29 protein-coding genes are annotated in these 26,063 nt (G+C 69.6%); 13 read left to right on the top strand and 16 right to left on the bottom strand.

What is annotated here, in order from left to right:
- Positions 1 to 70 precede the first annotated feature (70 nt).
- Both ACFWY5_RS24165 and ACFWY5_RS24160 read left to right on the top strand, forming a co-directional pair.
- Positions 71 to 1,366 (top strand): sensor histidine kinase, encoded by a 1,296-nt coding sequence (locus tag ACFWY5_RS24165; protein ID WP_379634477.1) that lies wholly within the window; start codon positions 71 to 73, stop codon positions 1,364 to 1,366.
- A complete protein-coding gene (locus ACFWY5_RS24160; protein ID WP_379634475.1) occupies positions 1,363 to 2,025 on the top strand; it encodes a response regulator in 663 nt (220 codons plus the stop codon). The genes ACFWY5_RS24165 and ACFWY5_RS24160 overlap by 4 nt, the downstream gene beginning before the upstream one ends.
- 168 nt (positions 2,026 to 2,193) lie before the next feature.
- On the opposite strand, the gene ACFWY5_RS24155 is transcribed toward ACFWY5_RS24160, so the two are convergent.
- The 4 genes from ACFWY5_RS24155 to ACFWY5_RS24140 form a co-directional block, all read right to left on the bottom strand.
- Positions 2,194 to 3,219: an NAD(P)/FAD-dependent oxidoreductase gene (locus ACFWY5_RS24155; protein WP_379634473.1), complete on the bottom strand. Its 1,026-nt coding sequence runs from the start codon at positions 3,217 to 3,219 to the stop codon at positions 2,194 to 2,196.
- A gap of 161 nt (positions 3,220 to 3,380) precedes the next feature.
- Complete coding sequence (locus ACFWY5_RS24150) at positions 3,381 to 4,211, bottom strand: S1 family peptidase (protein ID WP_379634471.1); 831 nt, start codon at positions 4,209 to 4,211, stop codon at positions 3,381 to 3,383.
- A 471-nt stretch (positions 4,212 to 4,682) separates the two neighbouring features.
- Complete coding sequence (locus tag ACFWY5_RS24145) at positions 4,683 to 4,811, bottom strand: hypothetical protein (RefSeq protein ID WP_379634469.1); 129 nt, start codon at positions 4,809 to 4,811, stop codon at positions 4,683 to 4,685.
- A gap of 93 nt (positions 4,812 to 4,904) precedes the next feature.
- Positions 4,905 to 5,546, bottom strand: coding sequence for a histidine phosphatase family protein (locus ACFWY5_RS24140; RefSeq protein ID WP_379634467.1), 642 nt, complete (start codon positions 5,544 to 5,546; stop codon positions 4,905 to 4,907).
- A 100-nt stretch (positions 5,547 to 5,646) separates the two neighbouring features.
- Between ACFWY5_RS24140 and ACFWY5_RS24135 the strand changes: the two genes are divergently transcribed.
- On the top strand, positions 5,647 to 5,793 hold the full coding sequence (locus ACFWY5_RS24135; RefSeq protein WP_379634465.1) for a hypothetical protein: 147 nt from the start codon (positions 5,647 to 5,649) through the stop codon (positions 5,791 to 5,793).
- 72 nt (positions 5,794 to 5,865) lie between these two features.
- On the opposite strand, the gene ACFWY5_RS24130 is transcribed toward ACFWY5_RS24135, so the two are convergent.
- Both ACFWY5_RS24130 and ACFWY5_RS24125 read right to left on the bottom strand, forming a co-directional pair.
- Positions 5,866 to 6,552: an ABC transporter ATP-binding protein gene (locus tag ACFWY5_RS24130; RefSeq protein WP_379634463.1), complete on the bottom strand. Its 687-nt coding sequence runs from the start codon at positions 6,550 to 6,552 to the stop codon at positions 5,866 to 5,868.
- The gene (locus ACFWY5_RS24125; protein ID WP_379634461.1) at positions 6,549 to 7,616 is read right to left on the bottom strand and encodes an FtsX-like permease family protein; all 1,068 of its coding nucleotides are present in this window, start codon (positions 7,614 to 7,616) and stop codon (positions 6,549 to 6,551) included. Before ACFWY5_RS24125 ends, ACFWY5_RS24130 begins: the two co-directional genes overlap by 4 nt.
- A 147-nt stretch (positions 7,617 to 7,763) precedes the next feature.
- On the opposite strand from ACFWY5_RS24125, the gene ACFWY5_RS24120 reads away from it, so the two are divergent.
- Together ACFWY5_RS24120 and ACFWY5_RS24115 are read left to right on the top strand one after the other, a co-directional pair.
- On the top strand, positions 7,764 to 8,966 hold the full coding sequence (locus ACFWY5_RS24120) for a sensor histidine kinase (RefSeq protein ID WP_379634459.1): 1,203 nt from the start codon (positions 7,764 to 7,766) through the stop codon (positions 8,964 to 8,966).
- Positions 8,963 to 9,586, top strand: coding sequence for a response regulator (locus tag ACFWY5_RS24115; RefSeq protein WP_379634457.1), 624 nt, complete (start codon positions 8,963 to 8,965; stop codon positions 9,584 to 9,586). The genes ACFWY5_RS24120 and ACFWY5_RS24115 overlap by 4 nt, the downstream gene beginning before the upstream one ends.
- A gap of 99 nt (positions 9,587 to 9,685) precedes the next feature.
- Here the strand turns inward: ACFWY5_RS24115 and ACFWY5_RS24110 are convergent, their stop codons facing one another.
- Positions 9,686 to 10,297 (bottom strand): transposase, encoded by a 612-nt coding sequence (locus tag ACFWY5_RS24110; protein WP_379634638.1) that lies wholly within the window; start codon positions 10,295 to 10,297, stop codon positions 9,686 to 9,688.
- A 2-nt stretch (positions 10,298 to 10,299) separates the two neighbouring features.
- Complete coding sequence (locus ACFWY5_RS24105; RefSeq protein WP_379616321.1) at positions 10,300 to 10,818, bottom strand: SMI1/KNR4 family protein; 519 nt, start codon at positions 10,816 to 10,818, stop codon at positions 10,300 to 10,302.
- 113 nt (positions 10,819 to 10,931) lie between these two features.
- Here ACFWY5_RS24105 and ACFWY5_RS24100 point away from each other — a divergent pair, with 113 nt between their 5' ends.
- Together ACFWY5_RS24100 and ACFWY5_RS24095 are read left to right on the top strand one after the other, a co-directional pair.
- Positions 10,932 to 11,321, top strand: coding sequence for a hypothetical protein (locus ACFWY5_RS24100; protein WP_379616319.1), 390 nt, complete (start codon positions 10,932 to 10,934; stop codon positions 11,319 to 11,321).
- 84 nt (positions 11,322 to 11,405) lie between these two features.
- Positions 11,406 to 11,975 (top strand): DUF6506 family protein, encoded by a 570-nt coding sequence (locus ACFWY5_RS24095; protein WP_379634455.1) that lies wholly within the window; start codon positions 11,406 to 11,408, stop codon positions 11,973 to 11,975.
- A 412-nt stretch (positions 11,976 to 12,387) separates the two neighbouring features.
- Here ACFWY5_RS24095 and ACFWY5_RS24090 read toward each other — a convergent pair whose 3' ends face one another.
- From ACFWY5_RS24090 to ACFWY5_RS24075, 4 genes are all read right to left on the bottom strand, one after another.
- Positions 12,388 to 13,209 carry a hypothetical protein gene (locus tag ACFWY5_RS24090; RefSeq protein ID WP_379616315.1) on the bottom strand — a complete coding sequence of 274 codons (822 nt, stop codon included), beginning with the start codon at positions 13,207 to 13,209 and terminating at the stop codon, positions 12,388 to 12,390.
- Positions 13,210 to 13,416: 207 nt separating this feature from the next.
- Complete coding sequence (locus ACFWY5_RS24085; protein WP_379634453.1) at positions 13,417 to 14,922, bottom strand: tripartite tricarboxylate transporter permease; 1,506 nt, start codon at positions 14,920 to 14,922, stop codon at positions 13,417 to 13,419.
- A gap of 1 nt (position 14,923) precedes the next feature.
- On the bottom strand, positions 14,924 to 15,385 hold the full coding sequence (locus ACFWY5_RS24080) for a tripartite tricarboxylate transporter TctB family protein (protein ID WP_379616311.1): 462 nt from the start codon (positions 15,383 to 15,385) through the stop codon (positions 14,924 to 14,926).
- Position 15,386: 1 nt separating this feature from the next.
- Entirely contained in the window at positions 15,387 to 16,364 is a 978-nt protein-coding gene (locus ACFWY5_RS24075) for a tripartite tricarboxylate transporter substrate-binding protein (RefSeq protein WP_379634451.1), read from the bottom strand.
- Between the two features lie 168 nt (positions 16,365 to 16,532).
- Between ACFWY5_RS24075 and ACFWY5_RS24070 the strand changes: the two genes are divergently transcribed.
- Positions 16,533 to 17,195, top strand: a complete 663-nt coding sequence (locus ACFWY5_RS24070; RefSeq protein WP_379616306.1) for a response regulator transcription factor — start codon at positions 16,533 to 16,535, stop codon at positions 17,193 to 17,195.
- A 6-nt stretch (positions 17,196 to 17,201) separates the two neighbouring features.
- Positions 17,202 to 18,617: an ATP-binding protein gene (locus ACFWY5_RS24065; protein WP_379634449.1), complete on the top strand. Its 1,416-nt coding sequence runs from the start codon at positions 17,202 to 17,204 to the stop codon at positions 18,615 to 18,617.
- Positions 18,618 to 18,628: 11 nt separating this feature from the next.
- Here ACFWY5_RS24065 and ACFWY5_RS24060 read toward each other — a convergent pair whose 3' ends face one another.
- Both ACFWY5_RS24060 and ACFWY5_RS24055 read right to left on the bottom strand, forming a co-directional pair.
- Positions 18,629 to 19,615 (bottom strand): TAXI family TRAP transporter solute-binding subunit, encoded by a 987-nt coding sequence (locus ACFWY5_RS24060; protein WP_379634447.1) that lies wholly within the window; start codon positions 19,613 to 19,615, stop codon positions 18,629 to 18,631.
- 99 nt (positions 19,616 to 19,714) lie between these two features.
- Entirely contained in the window at positions 19,715 to 20,245 is a 531-nt protein-coding gene (locus ACFWY5_RS24055) for a TetR/AcrR family transcriptional regulator (RefSeq protein WP_379634445.1), read from the bottom strand.
- A gap of 57 nt (positions 20,246 to 20,302) precedes the next feature.
- Here ACFWY5_RS24055 and ACFWY5_RS24050 point away from each other — a divergent pair, with 57 nt between their 5' ends.
- The 3 genes from ACFWY5_RS24050 (at position 20,303) to ACFWY5_RS24040 (ending at position 23,461) form a co-directional block, all read left to right on the top strand.
- A complete protein-coding gene (locus ACFWY5_RS24050) occupies positions 20,303 to 20,653 on the top strand; it encodes a VOC family protein (protein ID WP_379616298.1) in 351 nt (116 codons plus the stop codon).
- A 161-nt stretch (positions 20,654 to 20,814) separates the two neighbouring features.
- Positions 20,815 to 21,723: a hypothetical protein gene (locus tag ACFWY5_RS24045; protein ID WP_379634443.1), complete on the top strand. Its 909-nt coding sequence runs from the start codon at positions 20,815 to 20,817 to the stop codon at positions 21,721 to 21,723.
- A gap of 304 nt (positions 21,724 to 22,027) precedes the next feature.
- Complete coding sequence (locus ACFWY5_RS24040) at positions 22,028 to 23,461, top strand: hypothetical protein (RefSeq protein ID WP_379634441.1); 1,434 nt, start codon at positions 22,028 to 22,030, stop codon at positions 23,459 to 23,461.
- 291 nt (positions 23,462 to 23,752) lie between these two features.
- Here ACFWY5_RS24040 and ACFWY5_RS24035 read toward each other — a convergent pair whose 3' ends face one another.
- The gene (locus ACFWY5_RS24035; protein WP_379634439.1) at positions 23,753 to 24,088 is read right to left on the bottom strand and encodes a hypothetical protein; all 336 of its coding nucleotides are present in this window, start codon (positions 24,086 to 24,088) and stop codon (positions 23,753 to 23,755) included.
- Between the two features lie 255 nt (positions 24,089 to 24,343).
- Between ACFWY5_RS24035 and ACFWY5_RS24030 the strand changes: the two genes are divergently transcribed.
- Positions 24,344 to 25,534: a hypothetical protein gene (locus ACFWY5_RS24030; protein WP_379634437.1), complete on the top strand. Its 1,191-nt coding sequence runs from the start codon at positions 24,344 to 24,346 to the stop codon at positions 25,532 to 25,534.
- 64 nt (positions 25,535 to 25,598) lie between these two features.
- Here ACFWY5_RS24030 and ACFWY5_RS24025 read toward each other — a convergent pair whose 3' ends face one another.
- A complete protein-coding gene (locus ACFWY5_RS24025; RefSeq protein WP_379616289.1) occupies positions 25,599 to 26,042 on the bottom strand; it encodes a MarR family winged helix-turn-helix transcriptional regulator in 444 nt (147 codons plus the stop codon).
- Between the last annotated feature and the right edge of the window lie 21 nt (positions 26,043 to 26,063).

Here is a 26,063-nt window from a genome sequence, read left to right as displayed (position 1 = left end):
CGGTCATGATCTGAACCCTGACTTGCGGCATATGGGCGCCCTACGTCTCAGCTCCTAGGCTCGCGACGGTATGGACACTCTTCTGCGCAAGCCGGCGATCCAGGATGGCGGCCTGGCCGTTGCCCTGCTGATCGCCACGATCGTGCTGAACGATGCGGGCACCAGCGTGCGCAGAGGCGCCGGCTTGCCGGTGGACGGGGAGTGGCCCGCCGCGCTGACGATCTGGTGGACCGCGACCGCGGTCTGCGTGGTGGCCGTGGCGGTCCGCCGCCGATGGCCGGTCACCGCGCTTGCCGCCGCCTGCCTCGCGACCGTGGCGCACATGGCCGTGATCGCCGGGCCGACGCCGGCGGACCTGGCCGTCCCGATCACGCTCCACGCCGTCGCGCAGCTTCGTCGCCGCACGTTGTCGCTCGCCCTGTCCGGCGCCACGTTGCTCGTGGCGACGGGATGGTCGGCGTACGTGGCGCTGGATGGCCGGCTGGACGGCTGGTCCGTCGGCGAGTCGCCCGGAGCCGAGGCCGAACTCGTCGTGCGGCTGCCACTCGGCAAGCCGCAGGCCGTGCCGGCTCCCGACGAGCAGGACCGGCCGCCGATCGGGCCGACGGACTGGGGCGGGTTCCCCATCCTTCTCCCCGTGCTGGTGGCCGCATGGGCGATGGGAGCGGGAGCCCGCCACCGCCGCGACTACCTGGACGAGCTCACCGCGCGCGCCCATGACCTCGAACGCGAGCGCGACCAGCAGGCGGCCCTGTCCGCGGCCGCCGAGCGCGGCCGGATCACCCGTGAACTGCACGACGTGGTCGCCCACGGCCTGTCGGTGATCGTCATGCAGGCGCAAGGCGGCGCGGCCGCGTTCGCCAGGCGCCCGCAGGACACGATCGCCGCCCTTGACACGATCGTCGAGACGGGCCGCGCCTCGCTGGCCGACATGCGGCATGTCCTGGCCGCCACCGGACCGCCCTCGACGCACCCCGTCGCAGGACTTGTCCGGCTACCTCACCTCGTCGACAAGGTACGCGCGTCCGGCACCCCCGTCGAACTGCACGTCAGCGGCTCGCCGAAGCCGCTGCCGACCGCGGTCGACCTCGCGGGATATCGGATCGTCCAGGAGGCGCTGACCAACACGATGAAGCATGCCGGGCACGGCGCGCGGGCGCGCGTGGACCTCACCTACGGCGAACGCGAACTGATCGTCGTGGTGAGCGACGACGGCCTGACCGCCCGGCAGCCGGGGAACGCGGGCAACGGGCTGCGCGGGATGCGCGAGCGCGTGTGGGTGCTGGGCGGCTCGATCAGCGCCGGACCCGGCCCGGACGGCTTCGCCGTACACGCTCGACTGCCTTTTGACGGAGGCCCGGCATGATAAGAGTGCTCCTCGTCGACGATCAGGCGCTGCTCCGCGCCGGCCTGCGGATGATCCTGGACAACGCCGAGGACATGTCCGTCGTCGGCGAGGCGGCCGACGGCGGCCACGTGGTGCCACTGGTCGCCGAGACCAGGCCGGACGTGGTGCTGATGGACATCCGGATGCCCGACGTCGACGGCGTCGAAGCCACAAACCTGGTCCGCGCCCGCTTCGATCAGCCGCGCATCCTCATCCTGACCACCTTCGACCTCGACGAGTACGTCTACGCGGCGCTGCGGGCCGGCGCCAGCGGCTTCATCCTCAAGGACACCCTCGCCCCCGACCTGCTCTCGGCGATACGTGCGGTCGCGCGAGGCGACGCCATCGTGGCGCCCGCCGTGACCAAGCGCCTCATCGAACGCCACATCGGCACGAACGCGGACCCTCTGCCTCGTTCCGACCTTGAACTGCGCAGCTTGACCGAGCGGGAACGGGAGGTGCTCGAACTGATCGCCCGCGGGCTGTCCAACGCCGAGATCGCCGGCCGGCTCTTCCTCACCGAGGGAACGGTCAAGGGGCATGTGAGCCGCATTCTGGCCAAGCTGGGGTTGCGCGATCGTGTCCAGGCGGTGGTGTTCGCCTATGAGTGCGGCCTGGTCAGAGCGGGAACCTGGTAGGGAGGTCCGAAATCGCAGGGCTGTGTGCGTGGGTCCGCGGCCCTTTCTAGGTCGCCAGGGTCTCTCGCCAGTCGGTTTGCCGCTCATGGGGTAAGGCGAGGGAGCCGATGAGGTGCCAGGTGGCCGCCAGGGCGCAATATTCGCACGGCCAGGTTGTCGCTGAGGGAGTCAGTGGAACCGGTCTGGCCGGCGGCCGGCGAGCTCGGGGGCTGGTGAGCCGGTGAGGATTTCGGTAGCGGCGAGGCGGCCGGTGGCGGCGGCCAGGGTGATCGCCGAGTGCATCACGGTGACGTACAGACCCCGGGTGCCGCCAGGCCGGCCGATGACCGGTTCCCCGTCGGCAGGCATCGGGCGCCAGCCGATCTCGACGGAGGCAACCTTCGTGCCGGCGGCTCCGGCGAAGGAAGCGGCGAACCGGTCGCGGACACGCTCGGCGGTCTCGAGCAGCGCGGCCTGGTCCGTCTCGCCGCTGTAGGCCATGGGGGCCAGGACCGTACCGTCGTCGAGCTGCCGGACCTCCAGCGACGGCGTCGCGACGATCGTTCGGACCAGGCCCGGTGCTGCGCGCAACCGGACGAGGACGGCGGGCGACGGCTCGATGGGCAGGGTGATGCCGATCCCGGAGCACAGGGCAACCGTGCCGGTACCGGCGGCCAAGACGACGGTCTCAGCGGGAATGTCTCCGGCGGTCGTCCGGATACCGCTCACCGTGCCCGCCTGGTGGTCGAGGGCAGTCGCCAGTACCCCCGTCAGCAACCGCGCGCCCCGGTCGCGTGCGGCGGCGACCAGGAGATCGGTCACCGCGACGGGGTCGAACGCCGCATCTTCCGGGCGGTGAACGGCCACGGCCGGGGGATCGAGCAGGTGCGGTTCCAGCGCTGCGACATCCTCCGTGCGCGGTCCCGGGGTCTCGTCGAAGCCGTCCCAGCTGAGTGAACCCGACCAGCGGACCGACAGTTCGGGAAGCTCCGTCTCCAGCCGCCGGTACTCCTCCAGCGCGAGGGAGCGCAGCGGCGCCGAGGGCGAGTCGCCGGCGACCGATCGTCCGATCCAGGCGAAAGAAGCGCGGGTGACGCCCGAACCCGGCAGGCCTGCATCGATCAACGTGACGGGTCGGCCGCGCCCGGCCAGGTGGTACGCCAATGACGCCCCGATGATGCCGGCGCCAGCCACGACGATGCCACGATCATCCATGCCAGGGTTCTAGCAGGTGAGGCACTGCCGCGACACCGGATATCGGCCACCATGCCACCCGGATGGCCAGCGGTCAGGCGGTTTCTTTGGGGTATGGGGCGTGGCTGGGCGGAGGGCTTTCCACTACCAGCCCCTACGCCATCGGCGCCTGACCGCAATGGTCAGGAGGCGCTGTGTGCCCTGATGGTGTCGGTGATCCAGGAACGGTAGTGGGTCACGTCGGTCCAGATGCCGACTCCTGGCCCGCCTCTGGGGTTGGTGGAGCAGCCGGCGTCGCCGTTCGTGCGGTCCGCCAGGTCGTCGCCGTCGCGCGAGGTGGCTCCGACCAGCTCCCACCGGCCGCCGACCTTGCGGATCTGTGGACCACCTGAGTCGCCGTTGCAGGCGCTGGCAGCACGCCCGTTGAGCTCACCGGTGCACAGCTCCTCGCCTCGGTTGAGGGAAGAGCACCGGGTGTCGGGTACGCGTACGGTGTCGAGTTCCTGCAACTGCCGTGCACCGTTCGAGCAGGTCGGATCGTCGGAGTCGTCGCAGGTCATGCCCCAGCCGATGACGCGGCTCGGCTCGCCTACCCGGCCTGGGCCGTCGGCGATGCGGATGGGCTCGAGGTCTACCGGCCGATCCAGCTGGACCAGCAGGATGTCGTCCTTGGGTTCCCCGCGCATGCCAGGCTTGTCCTGGTTGGGATGGTTGATGACGCGCTTGACGCTGGTGCGAGTTCCGCCTGTGTCACGCTCGAGTGAGCCGATCCGCACCTGCGTCCTGCCGGGCTTCATGAGTCCCTTGCAGTGGGCGGCGGTGACGACCCAGTCCGGGGCGATGAGGGAACCGCCGCAGTGGTGCTCGGGTAGTTTCCGCAGCTGGAACGAGACCATGAACGAGTAGGTCTCCGTCGCGGCCTTTCCACCGATGATCGCGGGGCGGCCGGTGCTCGCCGCGGCCGTGGTCGCGGTGGTCAGTGCGAGCCCGGTGGCCATGAGGGTGGCGAGCACCACTGATCGTCTGCCGGTTGCCTTGAACACAGGTCTCCAGTCGGTCGAGAGGTGGGGGCGGGGGGCCTGACGCTTCGCGCGGCGTTCTGCCAGGTCAACGTGCCCGCCGTGCCAGGCTACCTGCGATTTCCGTTGGAACCGACGTAAGCGATCATGCTTGTGACCGGGCGAGAATGAGGATGAGTGGCCCACCTCCCTCATCGAGACTCGTGACCACCCCCTGTTTGGTGACCTCGACAAGAGCCTGCGCTACCAGCTCAGGTTGGACTTGGGCGTAGGTGTGGGTGCCGCGCCGGCCGTAGGGGCTGCCCGCCCAGCCGGGCGGCTTTGCCGTAGTGGCTGATGTCGGTCACGGTGGTGACCGCGGTCGCGGACCAAGTGGCCGGGTCGGACAAGTCGAACGGCCCGCCATGCTTGGGCCGGCGGGGGCTGGCCCGCATGAACTCCTCGCGCGAAGGCTCCGGACGAACATCAGGTGCTGCATCTGGCCAGTTTCTGGTCGGCGGCGATGGGGCTGGCCTCGCTCGCGACGACTTCGCCGAGCCGCCCATGCTCCTTGGCTTCTGCCAGGCGATCCCGGAAGTTGGCCAGGCGGGGCATCTCGTCTGGGGCAACGGATACAGGCGCCTGAACCAAGAAAGCTTGTGCTCAGCGGGAGCCCATCACTGGCCGTCGAAGGGGGCCTGGTTGAGGTCAGCCATCTTTGGCGGGGTCGAGATGGCGGGTGTCACCGAGGCTGACGACCTGGCGGTTATGGAAGAAGTCGTCTTCGCGCAGCGTGGTGATGCTGCCGGATGGCGCCCGGAAACTGGCATGGCCGACCGCCTTGATCGGCATCTTGATCCACGAAGCCACGACGAGTGTCAGGGAGCCACCGTGCGTCACGATGATCTGGTGTTCGCAGGGGCGCTGCACGACCTCGTCCATGGCCGCGTAGATGCGCTGCGCCCACGCCGCCTTGGTCTCGGCGCCCTCCACACCCTCGTCATGTTCCAACCGCTCCCCGACAGCCGGCGGCGGGACGAATCGCTGGTCCAGCCACTCCTGTGGCCTTCCCCCCGCCTCTCCGTAGGACTTCTCCCGCAGCCTGCGATCCAGGATCGGTTTCACGCCGAACAGTTCGGCAACCTTCTCGGCCGTTTGCCGGGTGCGCCGCAGATCCGAGGAGAACAGCTCCACATCGACGCCGTCCGGAACCTCGGCCCGCAGCACCTGGGCAATGGAGGCCGCCGCGCGGAGGCCCGCTGGCGTCAGCTCCGAATCATGCCAGCCGCCGACGACCCCTTCGACGTGGTGCGTCGCCTCCGGATGAGTGACAACGTAAATGGTGCGCATGCGAGTGATCTTAAGAGCGATTCACAAGCGCGACGCACACGCCTCATCGGGCCAGGGGTGAAACCCCGTTGGATGAAGGGGAAGGCGTTTGCTTGGTGCGGTGAGGGCGAAGTCGATAGTTCGCAACGACTGGATGCTGGTGTCCGTCGTCATGCGCGAGCTGGTGGAGGCCGAGCCGCGCCCCGACCTGCCGATGTCCGCATACGAGCTGGCCGTCCGCCGTGGGCTCCGGCGGTCGGCACGGTAGACGCCGCCGCACCCGGCGACTCGTTGCGGGTACTACCAGGGCTTGGGAAGCTCGCCGCCGGATGGGCCGCGGTCAGGGGACCGGTACTGCTTCCTCGGTGAGTTTGCCGTCGGTCATGGTCAAGGCGGTGTCGACCATCGCCAGAGTGGCCAGGTCGTGCGTGACCATGATGGTGGCGAGGTTGTTGCGCTTGGTGAGCTCGGCCAGCAGCGAGACGATCTGCTCGCCGCGGTGGTGGTCGAGCGCGCTGGTGGGCTCGTCGACCAGGAGGACATCGGGCGCGTTCATCAGCGCGCGGGCGATGTTGACGCGCTGCCGTTCGCCGCCGGAGAGCTGGTGCGGGCGCTTGTGCTCCTTGCCCGTGAGGTGCATGGCCAGGAGCAGTTCCCGGGCCCGTACGCCGGCAGCGCGGGGGGATTGTCCGGCCAGGTGCGCCATGACCAGGAGTTGATCGAGCGCGGTGAGGGAGGGCAGCAGGTTCGGCTGCTGGAACACGATTCCGATGTGGTCGCGGCGCACCTTGGTGCGTTGGGCCTGTCCGGCTTGGGAGAGGTCCTGGCCGGCGATGGTGACGGTGCCGGAGGCGGGGGTGATGAGGGTGGCGGCGACGGCGAGCAGGCTGGACTTGCCCGATCCGGACGGGCCCACGACGGCGGCGAACTCGCCGGGTCCGACGGTCAGGCTGACGTGGTCGAGCGCGGTCAGTGTGTGGTCCCCGTCGGGGTAGGTCAGGACGATGTCGGTGAGTTCGAGGGTCATCGGGAGGCTCCCAGGGCGATCAGCGGGTCGACGGAGGTGATCTTGCGGATGGCCAGCGCGGCGCCGGCGGCGCCGAGCAGGATCATCGCCGCCACCGGTACGACGGTGGTGGTCACCGACAGCACGAACGGGACGGTGCCCTCGGCGAGCGCGCCGAGGGCCGCGCCGAGCGCGCCGCCGATGCCCGCCCCGGCCAGCAGTACGATGACGGCCTGGGCGAGCGCGTCGCGCAGCAGGTAGCCGGAGCTCGCGCCGAGCGCCTTCAGGACGGCGACGTCGCCGCGCCGCTGGATCGTCCACACGGTGAAGAACGCGCCGATGACCAGGGCCGAGATCGCGAACAGGAAGCCGCGCATGAGCTGGAGCGAGCCGTTCTCGGAGGAGAAGGAGCCGATCGCGGCGGGCGCCTGTGCCAGCGCGACCGTCGTGGTGGCGAGCTTGGTGTCGGCCGCGGCCAGGTCAGGGGCGCCGCTGGTACGAAGAGCCAGGACGGTGGCCACCGTGTCGGCGCCGGTCTGGCGGCCCATCCGTTCCCAGTCGCCGATGCTGATCCAGGCGAGCGGGGCGTGGCTGTAGGAGGCCTCGCCCCCGGTCGCGGCGACGGCGAAGTCCTTGCCGGAGATCTGTACGATGTCGCCGGCCTTCAGCCCGCTGTCTGCTGCGAGCGCTGCGGACAGGACGACCTTGCCGGTGTCCACCGGACGCCCGGCGGCGAGTTCGCCGCCGGGCTTGACGCCGAACAGGGCCACCCCCGCGCTCTGATCGTCGCCGTAGGCGAGCCTCGACATGGAGACGCCGAGCCGCTCGGCGGTGACGCCCGGCACGTGCTGCCAGTCCCGCCACGTGGCGTCGGTGATGCCGCTGTCGGCGAAGGCGGGCTCCTCACCGCTGTCGAAGACGAGGTGATCGGCGGGCAGGTTCTCCACCGCCGAGATGTTCTCCTGCGCCAGCCCGGCGGTCAGGCCGGACAGCATGGTGACCAGGAGGGTGATGAGAAAGACAACGGTGCCCATCAGGGCGAACCGTCCCTTGGCGAAGCGCAGGTCTCTGAGCGCCACGAACACGGCGCGCCCCCATTGCGGACGAAGTGGAATCTGACTGCCGCAGCCTGCTGGTCACCGGGGTTCCCGCACATCGTGCACTCGGTCGGTCCGGAATACTTCTTTTGAACGACGCGGCAGGCGATCGCCACTGCGTACGCTGAGTGAGAAATGTCTGACTATCTGTTCCCGCCCGCTCTGCGGCTGCTTCGCTGGGCGATCCACGGCACCTTCGCGATTCTCCTGGTGATCGCGGTGCTCGGCGTCGCTCGGCAGGGTCAGGCCCTGCCGGCGATCGGGGGGACACTGCTCGGCGTCCTGTACGCGGCCGGCATCCTCATCGAAGGGCGGTTGCCGCACTACGGCGGGCGGACGCACCTGCGGCTGGGACGCCTTTGGCTGGGGGTGATCACACTCGGGTGGGCGGCGCTGGCCGTTGCCGCGCCGCAGTTCGTCTGGCTGGCCTTCCCGCTCTTCTTCGCCTACCTCCACCTTCTACCACTGAGCGTGGCGTTGCCCGGGGTGGCGGTGCTGACCATCGCCGCCATCGTGGCGGCCGCCTGGCATGCGGGCCGGCTGAGTCCCGCGCAGATCATCGGGCCGACGATCGGCGCCGCCGTGGCCACCCTCATGGCGATGGTCTACAAGGCGCTCTACGCCGAGAGTGAGGAACGCCGCCTGCTCATCGACGACCTGGTCCGTACCCGCGGCAAACTGGTCGAGGCGGAGAGCGACGCCGCCCGCCTGGCCGAACGCGAACGCCTGGCCCGCGACATCCACGACACCCTCGCGCAGGGCATGTCCAGCATCATCCTGCTGCTGCGCGCCGCCCGCCGCGACCTCGCCAACGATCCGGAGGAGGCGGAGCACCGCATCATCGAGGCGGAGGCGGCGGCGAAGGAGAACCTGGAGGAGGCGCGCAACTTCGTGCGGGCCCTGGCCCCGCCCGCCCTTCAACACTCCTCGCTGGTCGCGGCGCTGCGCAGGATCAGCGACACGGCCGTGGCCGGCACCCGCACCACGGTGCGCTTCGAGGTCTCGGGCACCCCACTCCCGCTGCCCGCCGACTACGACGTCACGCTGCTGCGCGTCGCCCAGGGCGCGCTGGGCAACGTCAGCCGCCACGCCGGAGCCGAACATGCCGCCGTGACCCTCACCTACCTGGACGACATGGTCATGCTGGACGTCTACGACGACGGCCACGGCTTCGACCCGAGCGATCCCGCCGGACAGGCGACGGGCACCGGATACGGCCTGCGGGCCATGCGCGAGCGCGTGAGCACCCTCGGGGGCACCCTGACCGTGGAGTCGTCTCCCGGGGACGGCACAGCCGTCGTCGCCACCCTGCCTCTGCCCCGCGGGGAGGGAGCATGATCCGGCTCATCCTGGTCGACGACCACCCCGTCGTCCGCTCCGGCATCCGCGCCATGCTCACCGGACAGCCCGACTTCCAACTCATCGGCGAGGCCGCCACCGCGGAAGAAGGCGTCGAGCTCGCCCGCACGCTCGCGCCCGACGTCGTGCTGATGGACCTCCAACTCGGGCCAGGCATGCACGGCAGCGAGGCGACCCGGCAGATCGTCGCGCTGAACGGCCCCCGGGTCCTGGTGCTGACCACCTTCGACACCGACGCCGACATCGTGGCCGCCATCGAGGCGGGCGCGACCGGCTACCTGCTGAAAGACGCCCCATCGGACGCCCTGCATGCCGCCATCCGCTCGGCGGCCGCCGGAGCCAGCGCCCTGGCACCGAGCGTCGCCTCACGCCTGCTGGGCCGGGTCCGCACCCCCGACACCACACTCTCCCCCCGCGAACTGGAGGTTCTCGGCCATGTCGCGACGGGCCTGTCCAACCGGCAGATCAGCAAGGCCATGTTCCTCAGCGAGACCACCGTCAAGACCCACCTGGTGCGCATCTACACCAAACTCGGCGTCGACTCCCGCACCGCCGCCGTCGCCGCCGCCTCCAAGCGAGGCCTCATCCGCCCGCCATAAGCGGAAGCCACCTGCAAGCCCCGGCCAGATCCCCCATACCGAGCAGCTGAGCTCGCCATTCCGCGCACCGCTATAGCAACAGCAGCGCGTGATCGTGGCCTACCACCAGGAGAGAGCCCTGCAGCTGCCGCGGTTGGCACGGCCAGCCGCAGATTCCACTTCATCGCCGAAGTCCCTCCAGGCGACGCGTTGCTGGCCCACGATCCAGGCCTCCTTGATGGGTGCCCGGGGACGGCGTGGACCGCGAGCAGGTCCTTCCCGGCCAGATAGACCTGGGAGGCGCAAAAGGTGCCGCAGGATGCCCATGGCCGGCCCGCGCTTGCGGCCGGGCATCTGCTTGGCCGCGTCCCTGCCGGTCGTGGTCGCGGTACGCACGCTTTGGGTGTCGAGCACCACCAGGCTCGGGTCGGCTGATCTCCCCTTCTTCCTCCCGCACCTGAAAGCGCGGCAGGTCGTGGATGGTCTTGTCCGTGCCATCCTCACGCCACCTGCGTAGCGGTAGAACACCGCCCTCCGAGGAGGCAGGTCATGGGGCAGCAAGTTCCGCTGACACCCGGTCCTGCTCTGTTGCAGCAGCGCGTTAACGATCTCGCACAACCCGTATCTGCCCTGGTGGCCGCTGACCGAGGGATGGGCGGTCCTCCACGCCGTGAGCATCGGCTCGATCAATGCCCACCGCTCATCGGATAAGTCGCTCGCGTACGGCTTCAGATTCAGTCAGACTCCCGCCAGCGCTCTACGGCCCGCTGACACAGAGAGAGCGCAAAGGATCCGAAATCATCCCCGAGCTTCTCCATATTTTTGCGGTCTACAACTCCGGGATTCCAGACGAGGACGGGGAACTCGCCTTCCTGATTCGCATGAGAGGAGTCGAGGACGACCAGGCCACCCATTCCATCGAACATCACAACGATCAGATCAGATGGCAGTCCATATTGACTGCGAGTATCTATGGTTTCAGCCACTGACCCCAACAGTTTTACCCCTAGTGCGGGCGTCTGGTATACGCCGAGGAATTCCTCGCCAGCGATGTCCCAGGTCCCGAACTCTTCGACCAGGCGGCGGTACGAGGGAGGAAAAGCCACATCCAGGGCACTCTCGGCGGCGGCAATCACCCCTGCGTCACAACCGTCGGCGTGATTCACTATGTCATCGTTCCCGCGAACCAACTCGATCAATCGCTCACTCGCTTCGACAGCGTTCATCATCAACTCAGCCCTGCCGCTCGTCATTCCAGTGCAGTTGATTATGGTTCCTGAAGTGCATCGAGTGCGTCTCCTCGGTAATCGGTCCGTCCTCCGTCTGGGGCATATCATGGAGGTCCCCGGACCCATGGGCCAGCCCCTTGCTGCATTCTCTTGAGATTGGTTCGACCGTACTTGTCCGGCTGTCGCGATGCGCCACGACCGCCGGGATTGTGCGGCTGGCCTCACTCGCCTTTGACGAGGACCGTGCAGTCGCGCTCGCGGCGGTCACGACTCTCGCGAACCTCGACGATCCGTTGATCATCGACCCGCTGATCGCCATCGTGTCGTGCGAACTTCCGAATCCCTACCGGGGCCAAGCCGACCCGCGCCACGTGATCGCGACGAAAGCCCTTGCCCGCCTCGCCAAGGAGCGTGCCGTGGCGGCGATCGCCGAGAAAGCCGTTGCGAGTCTAGGGCCGTCAGCGGTGAGCGAACGTGCCGCTGCCACCGACAGACATGGCACGGCTCCGGGCGCTGGCGGTTCTTGAGGCCGCCCAAGGGGGTGACGTGCGGCGAAGGCCGCCAGTCGGAGTGGTTGACCTCGATATTGGTTGAGGTTGCAGACTAAACTCATGAGCGAAAACCGAGTGATCATTTATGAAGAGGTGGGCGCCGACCCGCTGGCCGACGTCCTGGTGATCGAGAACGAGCACGGCCGGACCAGAGTCCGCGCCGTACCGGAGCCCGGGCAACTGGCCGGTCTGGTGAAGCGGCTGGCCGATGAGGGTGTGGACCGGTTCGAGCTGTGCGGCGGGTTCGGGGCCGTGTGGCATGCCGAGGCGCGCCGGGTTCTGGGGGAGCGTGTCCCGGTCGGGGCGATCTATTACGGGTTCGAGTCGCTGGCGTCCGTCGCCGACTACAAGGCGCGGTTCGAGGCGGGCGAGGTACTGGCGGAGGCGTTCCTCATCGTGCACCCGGGCGCCGATCCCGAGTCCGACCGTGTGGTGCGGCATCGGGACGAGGGCGGGCGCACGACGTTTCTGGGGGTCCCCGACCTCGCCGGCGCCGCCGCGGCGGCCGCCGCCATGGCCGGTGAGCTGCAGCTCATCGAGGTGTACGGCGGGCGCCGTCCGGACGACGCCGAGCCGGTCATCCGTGCGGCCGTCGAGGCCGGGGTTCCCGTGGGCATGAGCGCGTTCTGAGAAAGGGTCTGCGTGGCCAGTGGTAGACCACCCGCTTGGCGGGGCGCCTCGTTCCGCGTTCACGGCCGGTTGGTAGGCGAGGTTCGCCAGGTTGGTTCCGCCGCGGGCCCACAGCTTGGTGGGCTCGCCGGTCCCGGCGGAAGTCCTCGCAGCCGCAGCTTCCGGCGGCCACGGACCGGCGGCGCCGGGCGCGCCGCCACATGAATGCCGCAGCGGCGATCAGCACGCCGGAGAAGGCCGGCAGGGCTTGTTCGGCCAGTGCGTCTCCGGCTCTGGTGGGCAGCCCTGTCCCGGTCGGCAGCGGGCCGCGCACGCCTGGACCCGTCAGCGCGGCGGCCTGCTGCCGTGGTGGTTCGTCCGGCCCGTTGCCCGAGGTGATCAGGGGAGGAACAGGGTGCTCGGGAGTCGGCGGTCAGCCGAGGTTCAGCAGGCCTTGATCCACCACGGCTCTGCCCAAGGGCCGGGAGATCTCCGCTAGCCGTTCGCAGCCGTGCTCGCCCAGCGCGGCGTAGGCGGGCAGCGCGAGTTCGTCTGTGCGGTCTTCGATGTGCTTGCGCAACGCCCTGCCCTGCTCGCTGAGCTCCTCGCCCTCGACCAGGCCGCGCTCACGCAGCCGCTGCTCGGCCGCCGCCCACTCCTGCTCCGGCCAGGCGCGGCTGACCTTGAGGAACACCGGCGGGACCGTGCCGCTGGCGGCGTGCAGGACCAGTGCCTCCAGCGGGCCGATGCCTTCGGTGAGCAGGGTCGCCACGTGGCCGTCGCCGCGGAATTCGCGCAGCAACGTCTGGGCGTGCCAGAGCTGCTCGATCGGTTCGTCCGGCCAGGGCAGCGTGGCGTGCGCGGCGAACAGCGGGCGGCCGTGCGGATGCTCGCACGCCGCCTCGGCCGCTCTTTTGGCCAGGGCGAGCGTTTCCGGCATGGTCGGCTGCTCGTGGATTCCGGCCCTGTGCAGGGCCGCGGCCGCGGCTTCGCGGCGGGCGTCGAGGATCTTGTCCGGGGTGGTGATGTCCCATGCTGCCGGTACGGCGCGTCGTACCAGGTCGGGGTTGAAGTTGTAGAAGGTGGCGATGACCAGCTCGGCGGAGGCCCGCCCGAACGGCGCCGAGCGGGAGGCGAAGTAGCCGGCCCGGTCCTTCAGGCCCAGCGCGGCATAGCGGTCATGGGCCTCGGGGACGAAGTAGATCATGCCGTGCACCGGTTCGAGGCGGCGCCAGGCGACGCGTGCTGCCTTCATGTCCGACCCCCTTTCTAGAACGACATTCTGGTGGGCGGGTGTCCACGAGGCAAGCGGGTACGGGAGCGTTCTTGGCCTGTCCGTCGCGATGACGGGCACATCCGTCGGGCTCTTGCGCAACCGGTCCAGCCCTGAGATCCGGCGGCCTTTGAGCCCTGGACGGCTGGGCGGTCGCGCGCGCCTGCCCGCGCGGGACCGGCGATGGGGTCAGTCCTCCTCGGTGAACACGATCTCGCGACGCCGCCGGATCGCCGGGAGCGCCGCGATGACCAGGGCCGCCACGGCCAGCCCCAGCAGCACCGCCGAGATCGGCCGGGTCAGGAAGACGGTCGCGTCGCCACGCGAGATGATCAGCGCCCGCCGCAGGTTCTCCTCGATCAGCGGGCCGAGCACGAACCCGAGCAGCAGCGGCGCCGGCTCGCAGCCGCACTTGATCAGGACGTACCCCAGGAGCCCGAAGAAGACGATCGCGTAGACGTCGTAGGCGTTGAACCCCAGGGAGTAGGTCCCGATCGCCGCGAACAGGATGATCATCGGGAAGAGCACCTGGTAGGGGATGCGCAACATGCGTACCCAGATGCCGATCAACGGCAGGTTGAGCAGCACCAGCAGCACGTTGCCGATCCACATCGAGGCGATCAGGCCCCAGAACAGCGCCGGCTCGTCGGTGATGACGTTCGGTCCGGGGGTGATGCCGTGGACGATGAACGCGCCGACCATCAGCGCCATCACCGGGTGCGCGGGCAGGCCGAGGGTGAGGAGCGGGATGAAGGAGGTCTGGGCCGCGGCGTTGTTCGCCGACTCGGGACCGGCGACCCCCTCGATCGCGCCGTGGCCGAACTCCTCCCTACGCTTCGAGACGCGCTTCTCGACGGCGTATGAGGTGAACGAGGCCAGTACGTGACCGCCGCCGGGGAGCACGCCGAGCGCGGCGCCGAGCCCGGTGCCGCGCAGGATCGGGCCGATGATCCGGCGGCGGTCCTCTCGGGTGGGCCAGAGGTTGCGCACCCGGGCGGCGATGGCGGTGCGGGCGTGCTCGTTCTCCAGGTTGCGCAGGATCTCCGCGACGCCGAACATGCCCACCGCGACCGATACGAAGTCGATGCCGCCGAACAGCTCACGCTGGTCGAAGGTGAAACGCGGGGTGCCGGTGTAGATGTCCTGCCCGACCGTGCCGAGCAGCACGCCCAGCGCGATCATCGCCAGGGCCTTCAGCGCCGAGCCGCGTGCCAGCGAGATCGAGACGACGAGGCCGAGGAGCACGAGCGAGAAGTACTCGGCGGGCCCGAACTGCAACGCGACGCGGGCCAGGGGAGGGGCTGCGACGGCCAGCGCCACGGTCGCCACGGTCCCGGCGATGAAGGAGCCGACCGCGGCCGCCGCCAGCGCCGCGCCCGCCCGGCCCTGGCGGGCCATCTCGTGGCCGTCGAGGGCGGTAACCGCCGCCGATGACTCGCCGGGCAGGTTGATCAGGATGGCCGTGGTCGAGCCGCCGTACTGCGCGCCGTAGTAGATGCCCGCCAGCATGATCAGCGCCGTGACCGGCTCGAAGCTGAAGGTGATCGGCAGCAGCATCGCCACCGTCGCCGTCGGCCCGATGCCGGGCAGGACGCCGACCGCGGTGCCGAGCAGGACGCCGACGAAGCAGTAGACGACGTTCTGGATCAGCAGGGCGGTCGAGAAGCCCAGGGCGAGATTGTCGAGGAGGTCCATGTCACATTCCCAGCCACGGGCCGATCAGAGGGATCCGCAGCCGCAGTCCGACGACGAAGATGAGGGTGGCCGCCGCGGTCAGCCCGGCCGTCACCGCCACGGCCGTGAGCGGGCGTACGCGGGTGCTGGCCAGCGTCGTCAGCAGGACGGTCACGGCCGAGGCCGGGACGAAGCCGAGGCCGCGGACCGTGAGCCCGAAGAAGACGAGCGCGGCGGTGATAGCGGCGACGGCCCGCCACGGGATCGGCCCGAACGCGATCACCTCGCCCGCCACCAGGCCCTTGACGACGATCGCCAGGCCCAAGGCGGCGACGATCAACCCCGCCAGCAGCGGGAAGGCGCCGGGGCCCATCCGCAGCGGGGTGCCCAGCTCGTAGCCGAGCGACCCCGCGGCGAACGCGCCGCCGATCAGGACGAAGATTCCCCCGGCGAGGACGTCGGGAAAGGATCGGCTGCGCTTCACCTCAGGAGGCCTTGACCCCTGCGTCGGCGATGACCTTGGCCCAGATGCCGAGCTGCTCCTGCAGCTTGGCGCGGTGCGCCTGCGGGGTGGCGTCCGCGGCCTTGACCGGCTCTGTGCCGAGCTTGGCCATCTGGTCGATGACCTTCTGGTCGGCCAGTGCGATCTTCAACGCCTCCGTCAGCTTCTGCACGACGTCCTGTGGTGTGCCCTTGGGCGCGTACAGGCCGTGCCAGACGCTCACCTTGAGGCCGGGCAGGCCCGCCTCGGCGGTGGTGGGCAGGTCGGGCAGGCTCTTGACCCGCTCGGGCGTGGTGACCGCGTAGGCCTTGACCTCGCCGGCCTTGATCTGGCCGCTGGTGTTGGTCGTCTGGTCGCACATGAAGTCGACCTGGCCCCCGACCAGGTCGGTCAGCGCGGGCCCCGTGCCCTTGTACGGGACCTCCTGCAGCTTGACCCCGGCGGCCGTCTGGAACAGCAGGCCACACAGGTGGGAGGCGGCCCCGACGCCGGCGTTGGCCAGGGTGACCTTGGCGGCGTTCGCCTTCACGTAGGTCACCAGTTCCTGCAGCGTCTTGGGCGCGAAGTTCTTGCTCGCGACGATCGTCATGGGCACCTCGGTGACCAGGCCGATCATCTCGAAGCTCTCCAGCGGCTTGAAGCCGAGGTTGGCGTAGAGGGCCGGGGCCGTGGACATGCCGATGTGGTGCATCAGCACGGTGTAGCCGTCGGGGTTGGCGTTGGCGACCTCGTCCGCGCCGACGGTGCCGCCCGCGCCCTCGACGTTCTGGACGACGATCTTGGCGCCGAGCTTGGCGGCCATCGGCTCGGCGATCATGCGGGTGACGGTGTCGGTGGGGCCGCCCGCGCTGAACGGGACCACGATGGTGATGTTCTGCTCCGGGTAGCCTCCGCCGCCGCCCGCGCTCCCGCCTGCGCCACAGGCGGCGGTGAGGGACAGGACGCAGATCGCGGCGATCATCCGTATTGTGCTGGTCGTAGGCATATCGCGGCCTCCTCGGCAGGGCAGGCGCAGGTGTCGTAGTGCGCGGCCTAAGTCTGGGATGGCGAGAGCGCGGATGGTGTCAAAAGAATCCCAAGAAATTCGGGGGTGACACAAGCATCGGACATACGCCTACAATCCGCCTTCATGCGGATCACCATCATCGAGGATGACGACCGCGTGGCTCGGGCGCTGGTGACCGTACTGACTCAGTCGGGGTTCGACGTCAGCCGGATCGCCACCGCGGCGGAAGCCGTACAGGCTGATCCGGCCGATGTGGTCCTCGTCGACCTGGGGCTGCCCGACGGCGACGGGCTCGACGTGATCCGCAAGCTGCGCGACCGTCCGGAGACCGCGGTCATCGCGGTGACGGCACGCTCCGAGGAGCATGAGCGGGTACGCGGGCTGCGCGCAGGCGCGGACGACTACATCGTCAAGCCGTTCGGGGTCCCCGAGCTGCTGGCCAGGATCGACGCCGTCCTGCGGCGCACCAGGGTCGCCCGGTCGCTGAGCCACCCGGACGAGCCGCTGGTACTGGGCCCGCTGCGGATCGTCCTGGGCACCAGGGAGGTGAGCGTCGACGGCGTGCCCATGGCGCTGACCCGCAAGGAGTTCGAGTTACTCCTGCTGCTGGCCCGCCGGGCGCCGAACGTGGTCAGCCGCGAGACCATCCTCGACCAGGTCTGGGGCGCGGCCTGGGAGGCCTCCAGCCGTACCCTGGACACCCACATCGCCGCGGTCCGCCACAAACTCGGTCCGGCGGTCCCCATCCGGACGGTCCACGGGGTCGGCTACCGGGTCCAGGCCTGACCCGCCGTGCACCGCCGCCTGCTGGTCGTCCTGGTACCCCTCGCGGTACTGCTCGTCGTGGCGCTCGGGGCGCCGCTCAGCGTCACGGTGGCCGAGCGGGAGATGCAGGAGACCTACGTCGACCGGCTCAACGACGCGGGCCGCTTCGCCTCGCTGGCCGACGCCGCGCTGTCGACGGGCCGGACGCAGGCGCTGCAGCAGGAACTCGCCACCTACCACGAGCTCTACGGCATCCGGGCCGCCGTGATCGACACCTCGGGCGCGGTGCTGCTGGGGCCGTCGGGCGCCTACCTGGAGGCGGCGCGGGCCCAGCCGGCCCTGCCCGGGATCGTGACGGCGGCGCTGGCGGGCACACGCTCGGAGCCGTCGGGCGAGTGGGCGCCGTGGGACGACGCCGCCCTGGTCGTCGCCGAGCCGGTGGGCCGCGACAGCGAGGTCGTCGGCGCGGTCGTCACCATTTCGGACCTGTCGAAAACCAGGCACCGCATCCTCGTCCGCTGGGCCCAGCTGGCCGGACTCGGACTGCTGCCGCTCATCGGCCTGGTGGCCGTCGCCTGGCCGGTGTCGGCGTGGGTGCTGCGGCCCGTGCGCGAGCTGGACGCGGCCAGCTCGCGCATCTCCCAGGGCGATCTCACGATCCGGGCGGACGCCGAGGCGGGCCCGATGGAGCTGCGGCGCCTCGCCGGCTCGTTCAACACGATGATGGACGCGGTCGAGAACGCGGTCAGGCGGCAACGGGCGTTCGTCTCCGACGCCTCCCACCAGCTGCGCAACCCCCTGACCAGCCTGCGCCTGGCGGTGGAGAGCATCGAGCCGTATCTCCGGGCGGAGGGGCGGCTGGTCTACGACATGGCCGTCGACGAGGCCAAGGCGATACAGGACCTGCTCAACTCGCTGCAGGCCAGCGCCCGCATGGAGAGCATCCGTACGGCTTCGCCCGTCGACCTCGACGAGGTCCTGGCCACCCGGGTGGAGCGCTGGCGGGCACTGACGGGTACGGCGGGGCAACGGCTGTCGGTCGACGTGCCGCCGGGCCTGCGGGTCCTGGAACCCTCCGGCGGGCTGGGCAGCATCCTGGACGAGCTGGTCAGCAACGCGCTGCGGCTGTCGGACGCGGGCCTCGTGGAAGTCTCCGCCCGCGCCCGCGACGAGGTGATCACGATCGCCGTCCGCGACGACGGCCAGGGCATGGACGAGCCCGAACGGTCCCAGGCGTTGCGGCGCTTCTGGCGCTCACCCCGGCACCAGAACATCCCGGGAACCGGGCTGGGCCTGGCGATCTGCGCCGACCTGGTCGTCGCGGCCGGGGGCGGGCTGCGCATCGAGGACGGGCTGCCGCGTCCCGACGGTTCCACCCACGGCCGGGGGTACGGCTTCGCGACGGTGATCACGCTGCCCGCCGTACCGGACGAGGCCGGATAGACGGCAACCGGTCAGTGCTTACGGTCGCGGAACCACGCGGCCCCGCCCGGGTGCAGGGGCACCGGGCCGGTGGAGATCCCGGTACGCACGTTGATGTGCCACGCCTCCGGCACCGCCTCGGGACCGGAGCCCCCGCCCCCGGTGATCGCCCGGGTGTGCGTGAAGATCGTGTCGGCGATGGCGTACACCAGATCGGCGGCCACGTCGTCGCGCACGAGCAACACGTTCGGCACGGCGATAGCGGGCGTCGCCGGGACCCCCGCGTAGGCGGTCGCCGGGATCGTCCCCGGGCTGTATGGGCCGGGATAGGCGGTGAAGAGCGCGTCCACCTGCGAGTCGAGAGGGATCAGCCGCACCCGGTGCTGCAGCGCCAGCTCCGTGATCGCCGGAGTCGGGACCCCGGTCAGCGAGAACATCGCGTCGATCGCCCCGTCCCGCAGGGCCGCCGCCGACTCCGCCTGGCTCAGGAGCCGCGCCTCCGCCGCGACCCGGCTCAGCTCCAGCACCCGCCGCGAGGTGAACTCCGTGCCCGAGTCACGCGCACCCAGGGAGACCCGCTTGCCCACGAGGTCGCGCAGCGCCCTGATCGGCGATCCGGCCATGACCACGAGATGCAGATGACTGTCGTAGAGCCGGCAGACCGCCGACAGCCCCGGGGGCGCGCCGCCGTCGGTGGTGATGAGCGCGTCGAGGCTGGACAACCCGAGGTGGACCTCCCCGGTGCGCAACATCCGGATGTTGTCGGTGGACGCACCGCTCGGCACCGTGCTCATGGTCACGCCCGGCACCTGCTGCGAGACGTGCTCGGCCAGCGCGCCGCCGATCCGCCGGTACACCGCCCCGGCCGGGCCCGTCGCCAGGCGCAGCCGTACCTCGTCGGCCTCCGTACCCGCGGCGCACCCGGCGCACCCGGCGCACCCGGCGCATCCGGCCAGCAGCCCGCCCGCGGCCACGAGCACCGCCCGCCGGCTGAGCCGGGGCACCGCATTCGACACCATGGCGAGATGATAGGGACGTCTATGACGACAGGCGATAGGTAGGCGTTCATCTCGTCGGCCTCGCGCTCGGCGGCGTCCAGGTCGATGCTGTGCCGGGCCTCATGCGCTGCCGGGTCTGTGCACCCTGATGGTGGCGAGGGCGGCGCGGGCTTGCTCCGGTTGCGCGCCTTCGGCGATCGCCGTCAGGGCGGCGCGCCAGGCTGCCGCGAGTACACGGCCGAGAAGGGGCGCCGGCGGGGCGGTGCCGTGGCTGAGCAGTTCGGCGAGCCGGTCGTCGCCTGCTTCTGGGGGAGGGGCCGCCAGGATGCGGAGAAAGTTCGCACCGACGGCGAAGTCCAGCCCGATCAGCATCGCGGACGTCACCGCCGCTGAGTGATCCGAGGTCGCTCCCGTGGCCGCCATGGCGCCTTCCATCCGATCCAGCAGGCGCCGTTCGACGTCCTGCCGCACGAATGTGTAAAGCCCGAGCTTGTTGCCGAAGTGGTGGTAGATGGTGCCTGTCGTCACCTTCGCCGCGGCCGCCAGATCCTGGACCGTGACCTCGTCGAAAGGCCGCGCTCCGAACTCCTTGACCGCAGCGAGGACGAGTCGGCCCTTGGGGGAGGTTGATACCGGGATCCATTCGCGCACACCGCCATAATGTCGTTATGCTGAGAACAAATCCAGTTACGATCAGAAGGATTCACGATGAAGCTCGAGTTCCTGTTCGTCCCGACCTCTGATCTGAAGGCCTCGCTCGCCCTGTACCGCGACAGCCTCGGTTTCACCGAGCAGTGGCGCGAGGGCGACTCGACCGTCGCCCTGGCGCTGCCGGACGGCGGAACGCAGATCATGCTCGACACCCACGACCCGAACGCCCCGGTCTCGCCGGTGTTCGTCGTCGACAGCGTCCAGGCCTTCCACGCCGCCCGCTCGGAGACGCTGGCGGTCGTCGAGCCGCCCGCGGAGATCCCCGGCGGCTTCCAGGCCACCTACAAGGACCCGGGCGGCGCGACCATCCTCGTCATGGACCAGTCGGCCGAGCAGGGCGCCCCGTAAGCCGACCGGATGGCCAGCCCGTCGCCGCGAGGCCGGGCTGGCCTGACCGTCGCGCGCGGAGCCCTCGGCCATCTCTGGACGGGCACCCTTCGTAGTTGGCGCTTCTTCAGGATCTGGTCCGCGTACGCAACTTCTCCCGCGCTGCCGGCATCTCATGAACCATGCGATTTCGTACGTCCCTCGCGGCGCTTACCCTCACCGGATTAACGGCGACCGCCCAGCCCGCTGCCGCTGAAACACCGGCCACCATCGCCTACGCGCAGTGGACGCAGACCTGGGAAGTGGTGCTGACCAGTGGGAACGTGGTGGAGGTGCCGGAGGCGCTCGCCGTAGCGCCCAAGGACGCGGTCAACGAGGGGTCCCGCGCGCCGTTCCTGATCAGCGGGGACGGGCGGCACATCTTCTACTACCGGAAGAAGGACGGCCTGTTCGTGGAGCGGACCGTGCGCGGCAAGGAGCGGGTGGTCGCCAAGGACATCATGGCGTACGCCATCGGTGAGGAGTGGCCGTTCGTGTCCTATGACGGCAGCTATGTGGTCACCGGAACCTCGGGACCAGGCCTGGGCGTCTTCGCGGACCTGCGCAAGCGCAAGGTCATGTGGCTGCCGGGGAAGACCGACGTGTGGGGCCTGGCCGGGTTCAGCCCGGACAGCAAGCGGATGCTGCTGGGCGGGGAGCGCGTGGTCGTGTTCGACCGGGCGCTGCGGTCCCGCCTGCGGCTGAAGACGCGGCTGGCGCCGAGCGCGCTGGCGGGGGATTACACCACCTCTGCCGTCCTGGTCGGCAAGGGGAGCAAGTACCGCAAGGTACGCATGCTGAACCTGGGCACGGGCCGCGCGGGTGCCGTGGTGAGTGTGAAACTGCCGCGCGGGCAGTACGTCGACGACATCGACTTCGACCGAGCGGGGCGGCTGGTCGTGCGATCGAAGACCGCGACGGGAGTGACGGTCCACCAGGTCTGGCCGAAGACGGGCGCGGTAAAACTGCTGAAGGAGATCGAGCGGCCCGATGCGGCGGTCTGGGTACTCCCTGGCGACAACGCCTACGAATCCTGGACGGAGAGGAGGTGAGCCCTTGAACTCGTGGAAGCCGGGCGCGCCCGTCACCGCGAGGAACTCGAGGCGTTCACCTTCGACTTCTGGCCCCTTGGGGGCTGAGAGGATCAACGATCAGCTCGGTTCGAGTGTGGCTGGCAATCTAGGAGGCGATCGAGGTGGGCGAAGACCCGCCGGCCCTGGACGGCCGCTGCTCGGCGAGGCGCCCGCCGACCAGCCGAACTGGTCCGCATGTCCGCCGTCGACGACCCGATGGAGCCTGATGTACTTCGTTCATCGCGACTGGGAAGCCGGGCCGCTGTGTAAGAGAGTCCAGCATGTGCCCGGCATCACGGTCTTTGAGTGGTTTCGTCGCTTGTGGGAGCCGAATGGCCTCGACCTCGCACATGCGGACCTGAACGACGCACCCCACAAGTTGGAATGGCTGAGGGAATGCGGCGACGCCCCTCCCGAGGACATCGTCGAACTACGCCGCCGGATTCGGATGCAGCTGTGGGCCGACAGCGAACTGCACATCGACGCCCACAGCATCCGCATCAGCAGCATGGGCATGATTCTGGAGGAGGCGTTCTACTTCGTCGACGACACCCACGTCGATGAGCGGCCGGACCGGTGGGCCTACCCCCTCCACGCGTCCTGGCCGTTGCCTGACGCCGCCGCTCCGGGCCCGGTACCGTTCGTCGCGCCCTTCCCCTGCGTGGAGCTTGCCACTCCGGCAGCCGGCGATGTTGGCGCCACCTACGTCCTGTTCACATCCCTGGAGGCCAGGCATGACACCATGGGCTGGGATCGGACTTACGTCTTCCCCGGTGTGCGGCTGCCCGAGTTCGGCGCGGCACTGCGCCGGCCCGTTGACGATCGGGACGTCTGGCCCGGCCACCTCCTCGACCTCAGAGCCTTGGTAGCCCCGGACGAAAACGGCATCGCACCTGCCCTTGAACGCCTCAACCGTTTCGCGGGCGACGCCAGAGACTTCCCCGAGCCGCACGACCAGGCCCACCAGGCGGCGCTCGAAGACCTGAGCGCCCTTACCCTCAACGAGGGTCGCCGGCCCGAGCTGACCCTCATCCAGGTCGGCGAGCATCTCGCGCAGATGGCCCTGCACACGGACTCCATCGGCTACCGGTCCTGTTACGTCTTCGACGATGTCTGGGCCGGCGCCCACCCCGACCTCGCCGCCTCGCTCATCCACTACGCCTACCACTGGGACCCCGGCTGCACCCGTAGGCACTGGTGGATGATGCCGTGCGTACACGAGGAGTACCTGGACCTCCACCTGCGCTGGGCTGATCGCGTCCGCGACTACGAGGACTACGACGAACCGCTGGTGACCGAGCTGACCGGCGCGCACAGCGTCGAAGAGCTACGCCGGCAGATCTTCCAGGACACCGGCGCCGGCAAGCAGCGCCTCCTGCTGGTCCTCGATCAGGACCACCGGCGTGAACTGTTCGGCATCATCGGCGCCGTTCTCGGCCATCCCACCCCCGACACCTGCGAGCTCCGCTACATCCACCTGGTCGAACCCCGCCACCATTCGCAACTGTCCGACCGAGTGATCAAGGCGCTCTGCTTCGAGCTGAGCAAACAGGGCTACACCACCCTCGCCTTCCAGCAGCCCCCGACCGCGCTGTGCCAGAAGCGGCTGGGACAGGTCACGTCGCGCAGCACATCCCCTACCAGCCAAGTGATCCCCTTGGCCGACTTCCACCTGCCCGAGCACTACGCGTGGCGGGTGGATCCATTCCTCCTCTGACATGGAGACGCCCGTTTCGAAGGGCCTCGACGGCCTTCATGGACGACGGCAGGTCGAAGCTCGGCGCCGGAGCGGCCCACGACCGCCGGGTGGACGAGCACACGGAGGGGACCGTGGCGGCGATCCATCTGCTCGGCGGACCAGCGCGGGTCGCCGCCGCCAGTGAGTCGGGCTCGGCGCCGAGACTGCGAGCGCGGCCGGCGTCCGCACGGCTGGGCCGTCGCCGTGGCTGGCCAGGTGGATACGCACCATAGCCAGCCACTGGAGGCGGCGACGAGGTGGGGAAGCTGATCAACAGCGCTTGACCAACGCAGACGTGGCGAGGAACTTGGACTTGGAACTCTTTTCTTGTTCTCCCCGGGACAGGTGCCAGCAGCCGCTGTCGGAAACACCCCTCCAGTCGATCTTGATCTTGTACGCGCGGCCGCAGTTGTTCTTGACGTGGATCGATCTCGACAAGGCGCTGTGGCTTGACCATGCGGCAATACACCGCGGGACGTTGGCGGTCCGGTGCAGCGGGAAGAGGATGGCCGCGTTGGACGTGGCCGGGGCGACAGATGCGGCGTGTGCGATGCCGGGACCCGTGGCCAGCAGGGGCGCGGCTATGGCGCCGGCAACGATGAGCATTGATGTGCGCATTGCTCCTCCGAGAGTGATGTCCCCACACGTTGAGGGGGTGCGTGATGGCCAGCCAAGCACCGCCGCAGAGGGCAAAACGAGTGGTCGCGGTGGTCGGGACAGTCCAGGACACCCCTGTGCTCTGAACGGCCTGCCATGGCTTCACGGCGTGGGCCGGGAAGCCGCCGCCATCGGCCAGACGGAGCTCACGCGAGAGCGCGGACCATGCTGTCGGGGCCGCGCGGCACTTGGCACAATGCTCCCGTGACTGTGGGGACGCACACTCCACCCGGCCCGGACGATGCGGCCACGCCGGCCGAGTTCGCGTTGGCGATGTTGCGCCTGAAGGCCTGGTCAGGGCTGAGCTACCGGCAACTGGAGAAGCGCGCGGCCGCCGCCGGAGACTCCCTGCCGCGCACCAGCATCGCCTCCGCGCTTGATCAGGGCCGCCTGCCCGCCGAGCATCTGCTGGCCGCGTTCGTCCGGGCCTGCGGCGCCGGCGACACGCTGGCCGACTGGCTCGCGGTACGGCGCGCCATCGCCGCCGCGAGCGTCGAGGCACCCGATCCGGATCACACCGCGGCCCGACGCGTCATCGAGCGTAGAGCGCTGGTCACGGCCATGTTCCTGGCCCTGGTGGTCGGTTGGCTGATCCTGCGAGCCGGCGGGGACATCGACCCGAACGTTCCGTCGCCCACCCTCACCCGGGCCGCCACTCCTGCCCCCAACCCGGTGTCGGTCCTGGACCCGCCCACCGACGCCCAATTACGCAACCCTCCTGACCCGGCCTCCGGCGCTGCCGCCGTCCTGTACGTCGGCGACTCGATCGCCACCGAGACCGCGGCCGCGCTCACCTACTTCATCCACGCCACAGGCAAGGGCGCGGTGACCACCGTGACCACAAAGAACGCCCAGCCCTGCGACATCCTGAAGGACCTGCCCCGGCTGCTGAAGCAGGCTCGCCCCCGGCTGGTCGTCCTGCAGTTCTGGACGAGCTCGAAGGACTGCGCCACCCGGGTGGCCGAGGTCATCGCAGGCTCCGCCGTACCCCCAAAGGTCGTCTGGGTCCTTCAGGGACCGGACAGGGACGACCCCGGGCGCGCGCAGAGGCTGAACGAGCAGATCTACCAGCAGGTGGCCGACCGCACCGGCGGCGTGACCGCGGACGCCGGCCGGCAGGTGAGCTGGGCCGTACACCCCTTCGAGCAGAAACCGAACGGCCGCTATGAGTGGCTGGCCTGGATGATCTGCAACGACGAGGAACGCCGCCACGACCTGTGCACCAACCCCAAGCTCATGGGCGGGCTGGCCAAGTTCCACCCGGACTACGACCCGATCTCCCTCTGCCTGGAAACCACCGCCACCGGAGCCTGTCTGGGACGCTCGCCCGGCGTCATCCGCTACAGCCGCGCCATCGCCGAAACCGTGGTGAAAGAGCTCACGCGGACCTCATGACACCCCAGCCCGTGCGGTGCGCGGGTCACCAACCCACGGGCCAAGCGGGCAGCCGACCGGGCCACTACATCGTGCGTGCGGACTGCAGGAAGCCGATACACCGCTCCAGGAGGGCCGTCAGCGTTTCCCTTTCCGCCTCCGTGAACTGATCCGCCAGGCCGCGCTCGACGCGGATGGCCCGTGCGTCAGCCTGGGCCAGCACGTCTTGCCCCTTGTCGGTGAGCCGGGTCTCGAGGATGTTCTTGTGCCACGGGTGTGGCGTACGCAGGATGAGGCCGTTGTCCTGAAGGTTCTTCAGCACGGTGTTCATCGTGGGAGGCGTTACGGCACACGCTCTCGCCAGGGCCGCGGCCGACATGCCGGGACTCTCGGACAGGAACAACAGAGCGGCGTACTGCGGCACGGTCAGCCCAACGGGTTTCAGCGCGGCGTGCTTGGCTCCGTTGAGCTCCTGCTCGGCCCGCTTCAGGTAGGAGCCCAGGCGATCGGAGACGGGCATGGAGGTCATGGGCCCCATGCTAGGGGCGGC

The sequence above is a fragment of the Nonomuraea sp. NPDC059007 genome (genome assembly GCF_042740555.1).
GTDB lineage: Bacteria > Actinomycetota > Actinomycetes > Streptosporangiales > Streptosporangiaceae > Nonomuraea.
This window is presented reverse-complemented; position numbering and strand designations above follow the sequence as displayed.

Coding starts and splice junctions, on each gene's coding strand:
- ACFWY5_RS24075 (WP_379634451.1), bottom strand. CDS start 16,364: ATGATCGCCGCGATCTGCGTCCTGTCCCTCACCGCCGCCTGTGGCGCA.
- ACFWY5_RS24045 (WP_379634443.1), top strand. CDS start 20,815: ATGCGATTTCGTACGTCCCTCGCGGCGCTTACCCTCACCGGATTAACG.
- ACFWY5_RS24165 (WP_379634477.1), top strand. CDS start 71: ATGGACACTCTTCTGCGCAAGCCGGCGATCCAGGATGGCGGCCTGGCC.
- ACFWY5_RS24070 (WP_379616306.1), top strand. CDS start 16,533: ATGCGGATCACCATCATCGAGGATGACGACCGCGTGGCTCGGGCGCTG.
- ACFWY5_RS24095 (WP_379634455.1), top strand. CDS start 11,406: ATGAGCGAAAACCGAGTGATCATTTATGAAGAGGTGGGCGCCGACCCG.
- ACFWY5_RS24130 (WP_379634463.1), bottom strand. CDS start 6,552: ATGACCCTCGAACTCACCGACATCGTCCTGACCTACCCCGACGGGGAC.
- ACFWY5_RS24145 (WP_379634469.1), bottom strand. CDS start 4,811: ATGCCCCGCCTGGCCAACTTCCGGGATCGCCTGGCAGAAGCCAAGGAG.
- ACFWY5_RS24085 (WP_379634453.1), bottom strand. CDS start 14,922: ATGGACCTCCTCGACAATCTCGCCCTGGGCTTCTCGACCGCCCTGCTG.
- ACFWY5_RS24050 (WP_379616298.1), top strand. CDS start 20,303: ATGAAGCTCGAGTTCCTGTTCGTCCCGACCTCTGATCTGAAGGCCTCG.
- ACFWY5_RS24115 (WP_379634457.1), top strand. CDS start 8,963: ATGATCCGGCTCATCCTGGTCGACGACCACCCCGTCGTCCGCTCCGGC.
- ACFWY5_RS24090 (WP_379616315.1), bottom strand. CDS start 13,209: ATGAAGGCAGCACGCGTCGCCTGGCGCCGCCTCGAACCGGTGCACGGC.
- ACFWY5_RS24060 (WP_379634447.1), bottom strand. CDS start 19,615: ATGGTGTCGAATGCGGTGCCCCGGCTCAGCCGGCGGGCGGTGCTCGTG.
- ACFWY5_RS24155 (WP_379634473.1), bottom strand. CDS start 3,219: ATGGATGATCGTGGCATCGTCGTGGCTGGCGCCGGCATCATCGGGGCG.
- ACFWY5_RS24025 (WP_379616289.1), bottom strand. CDS start 26,042: ATGACCTCCATGCCCGTCTCCGATCGCCTGGGCTCCTACCTGAAGCGG.
- ACFWY5_RS24105 (WP_379616321.1), bottom strand. CDS start 10,818: ATGACGAGCGGCAGGGCTGAGTTGATGATGAACGCTGTCGAAGCGAGT.
- ACFWY5_RS24140 (WP_379634467.1), bottom strand. CDS start 5,546: ATGCGCACCATTTACGTTGTCACTCATCCGGAGGCGACGCACCACGTC.
- ACFWY5_RS24035 (WP_379634439.1), bottom strand. CDS start 24,088: ATGCTCATCGTTGCCGGCGCCATAGCCGCGCCCCTGCTGGCCACGGGT.
- ACFWY5_RS24120 (WP_379634459.1), top strand. CDS start 7,764: ATGTCTGACTATCTGTTCCCGCCCGCTCTGCGGCTGCTTCGCTGGGCG.
- ACFWY5_RS24160 (WP_379634475.1), top strand. CDS start 1,363: ATGATAAGAGTGCTCCTCGTCGACGATCAGGCGCTGCTCCGCGCCGGC.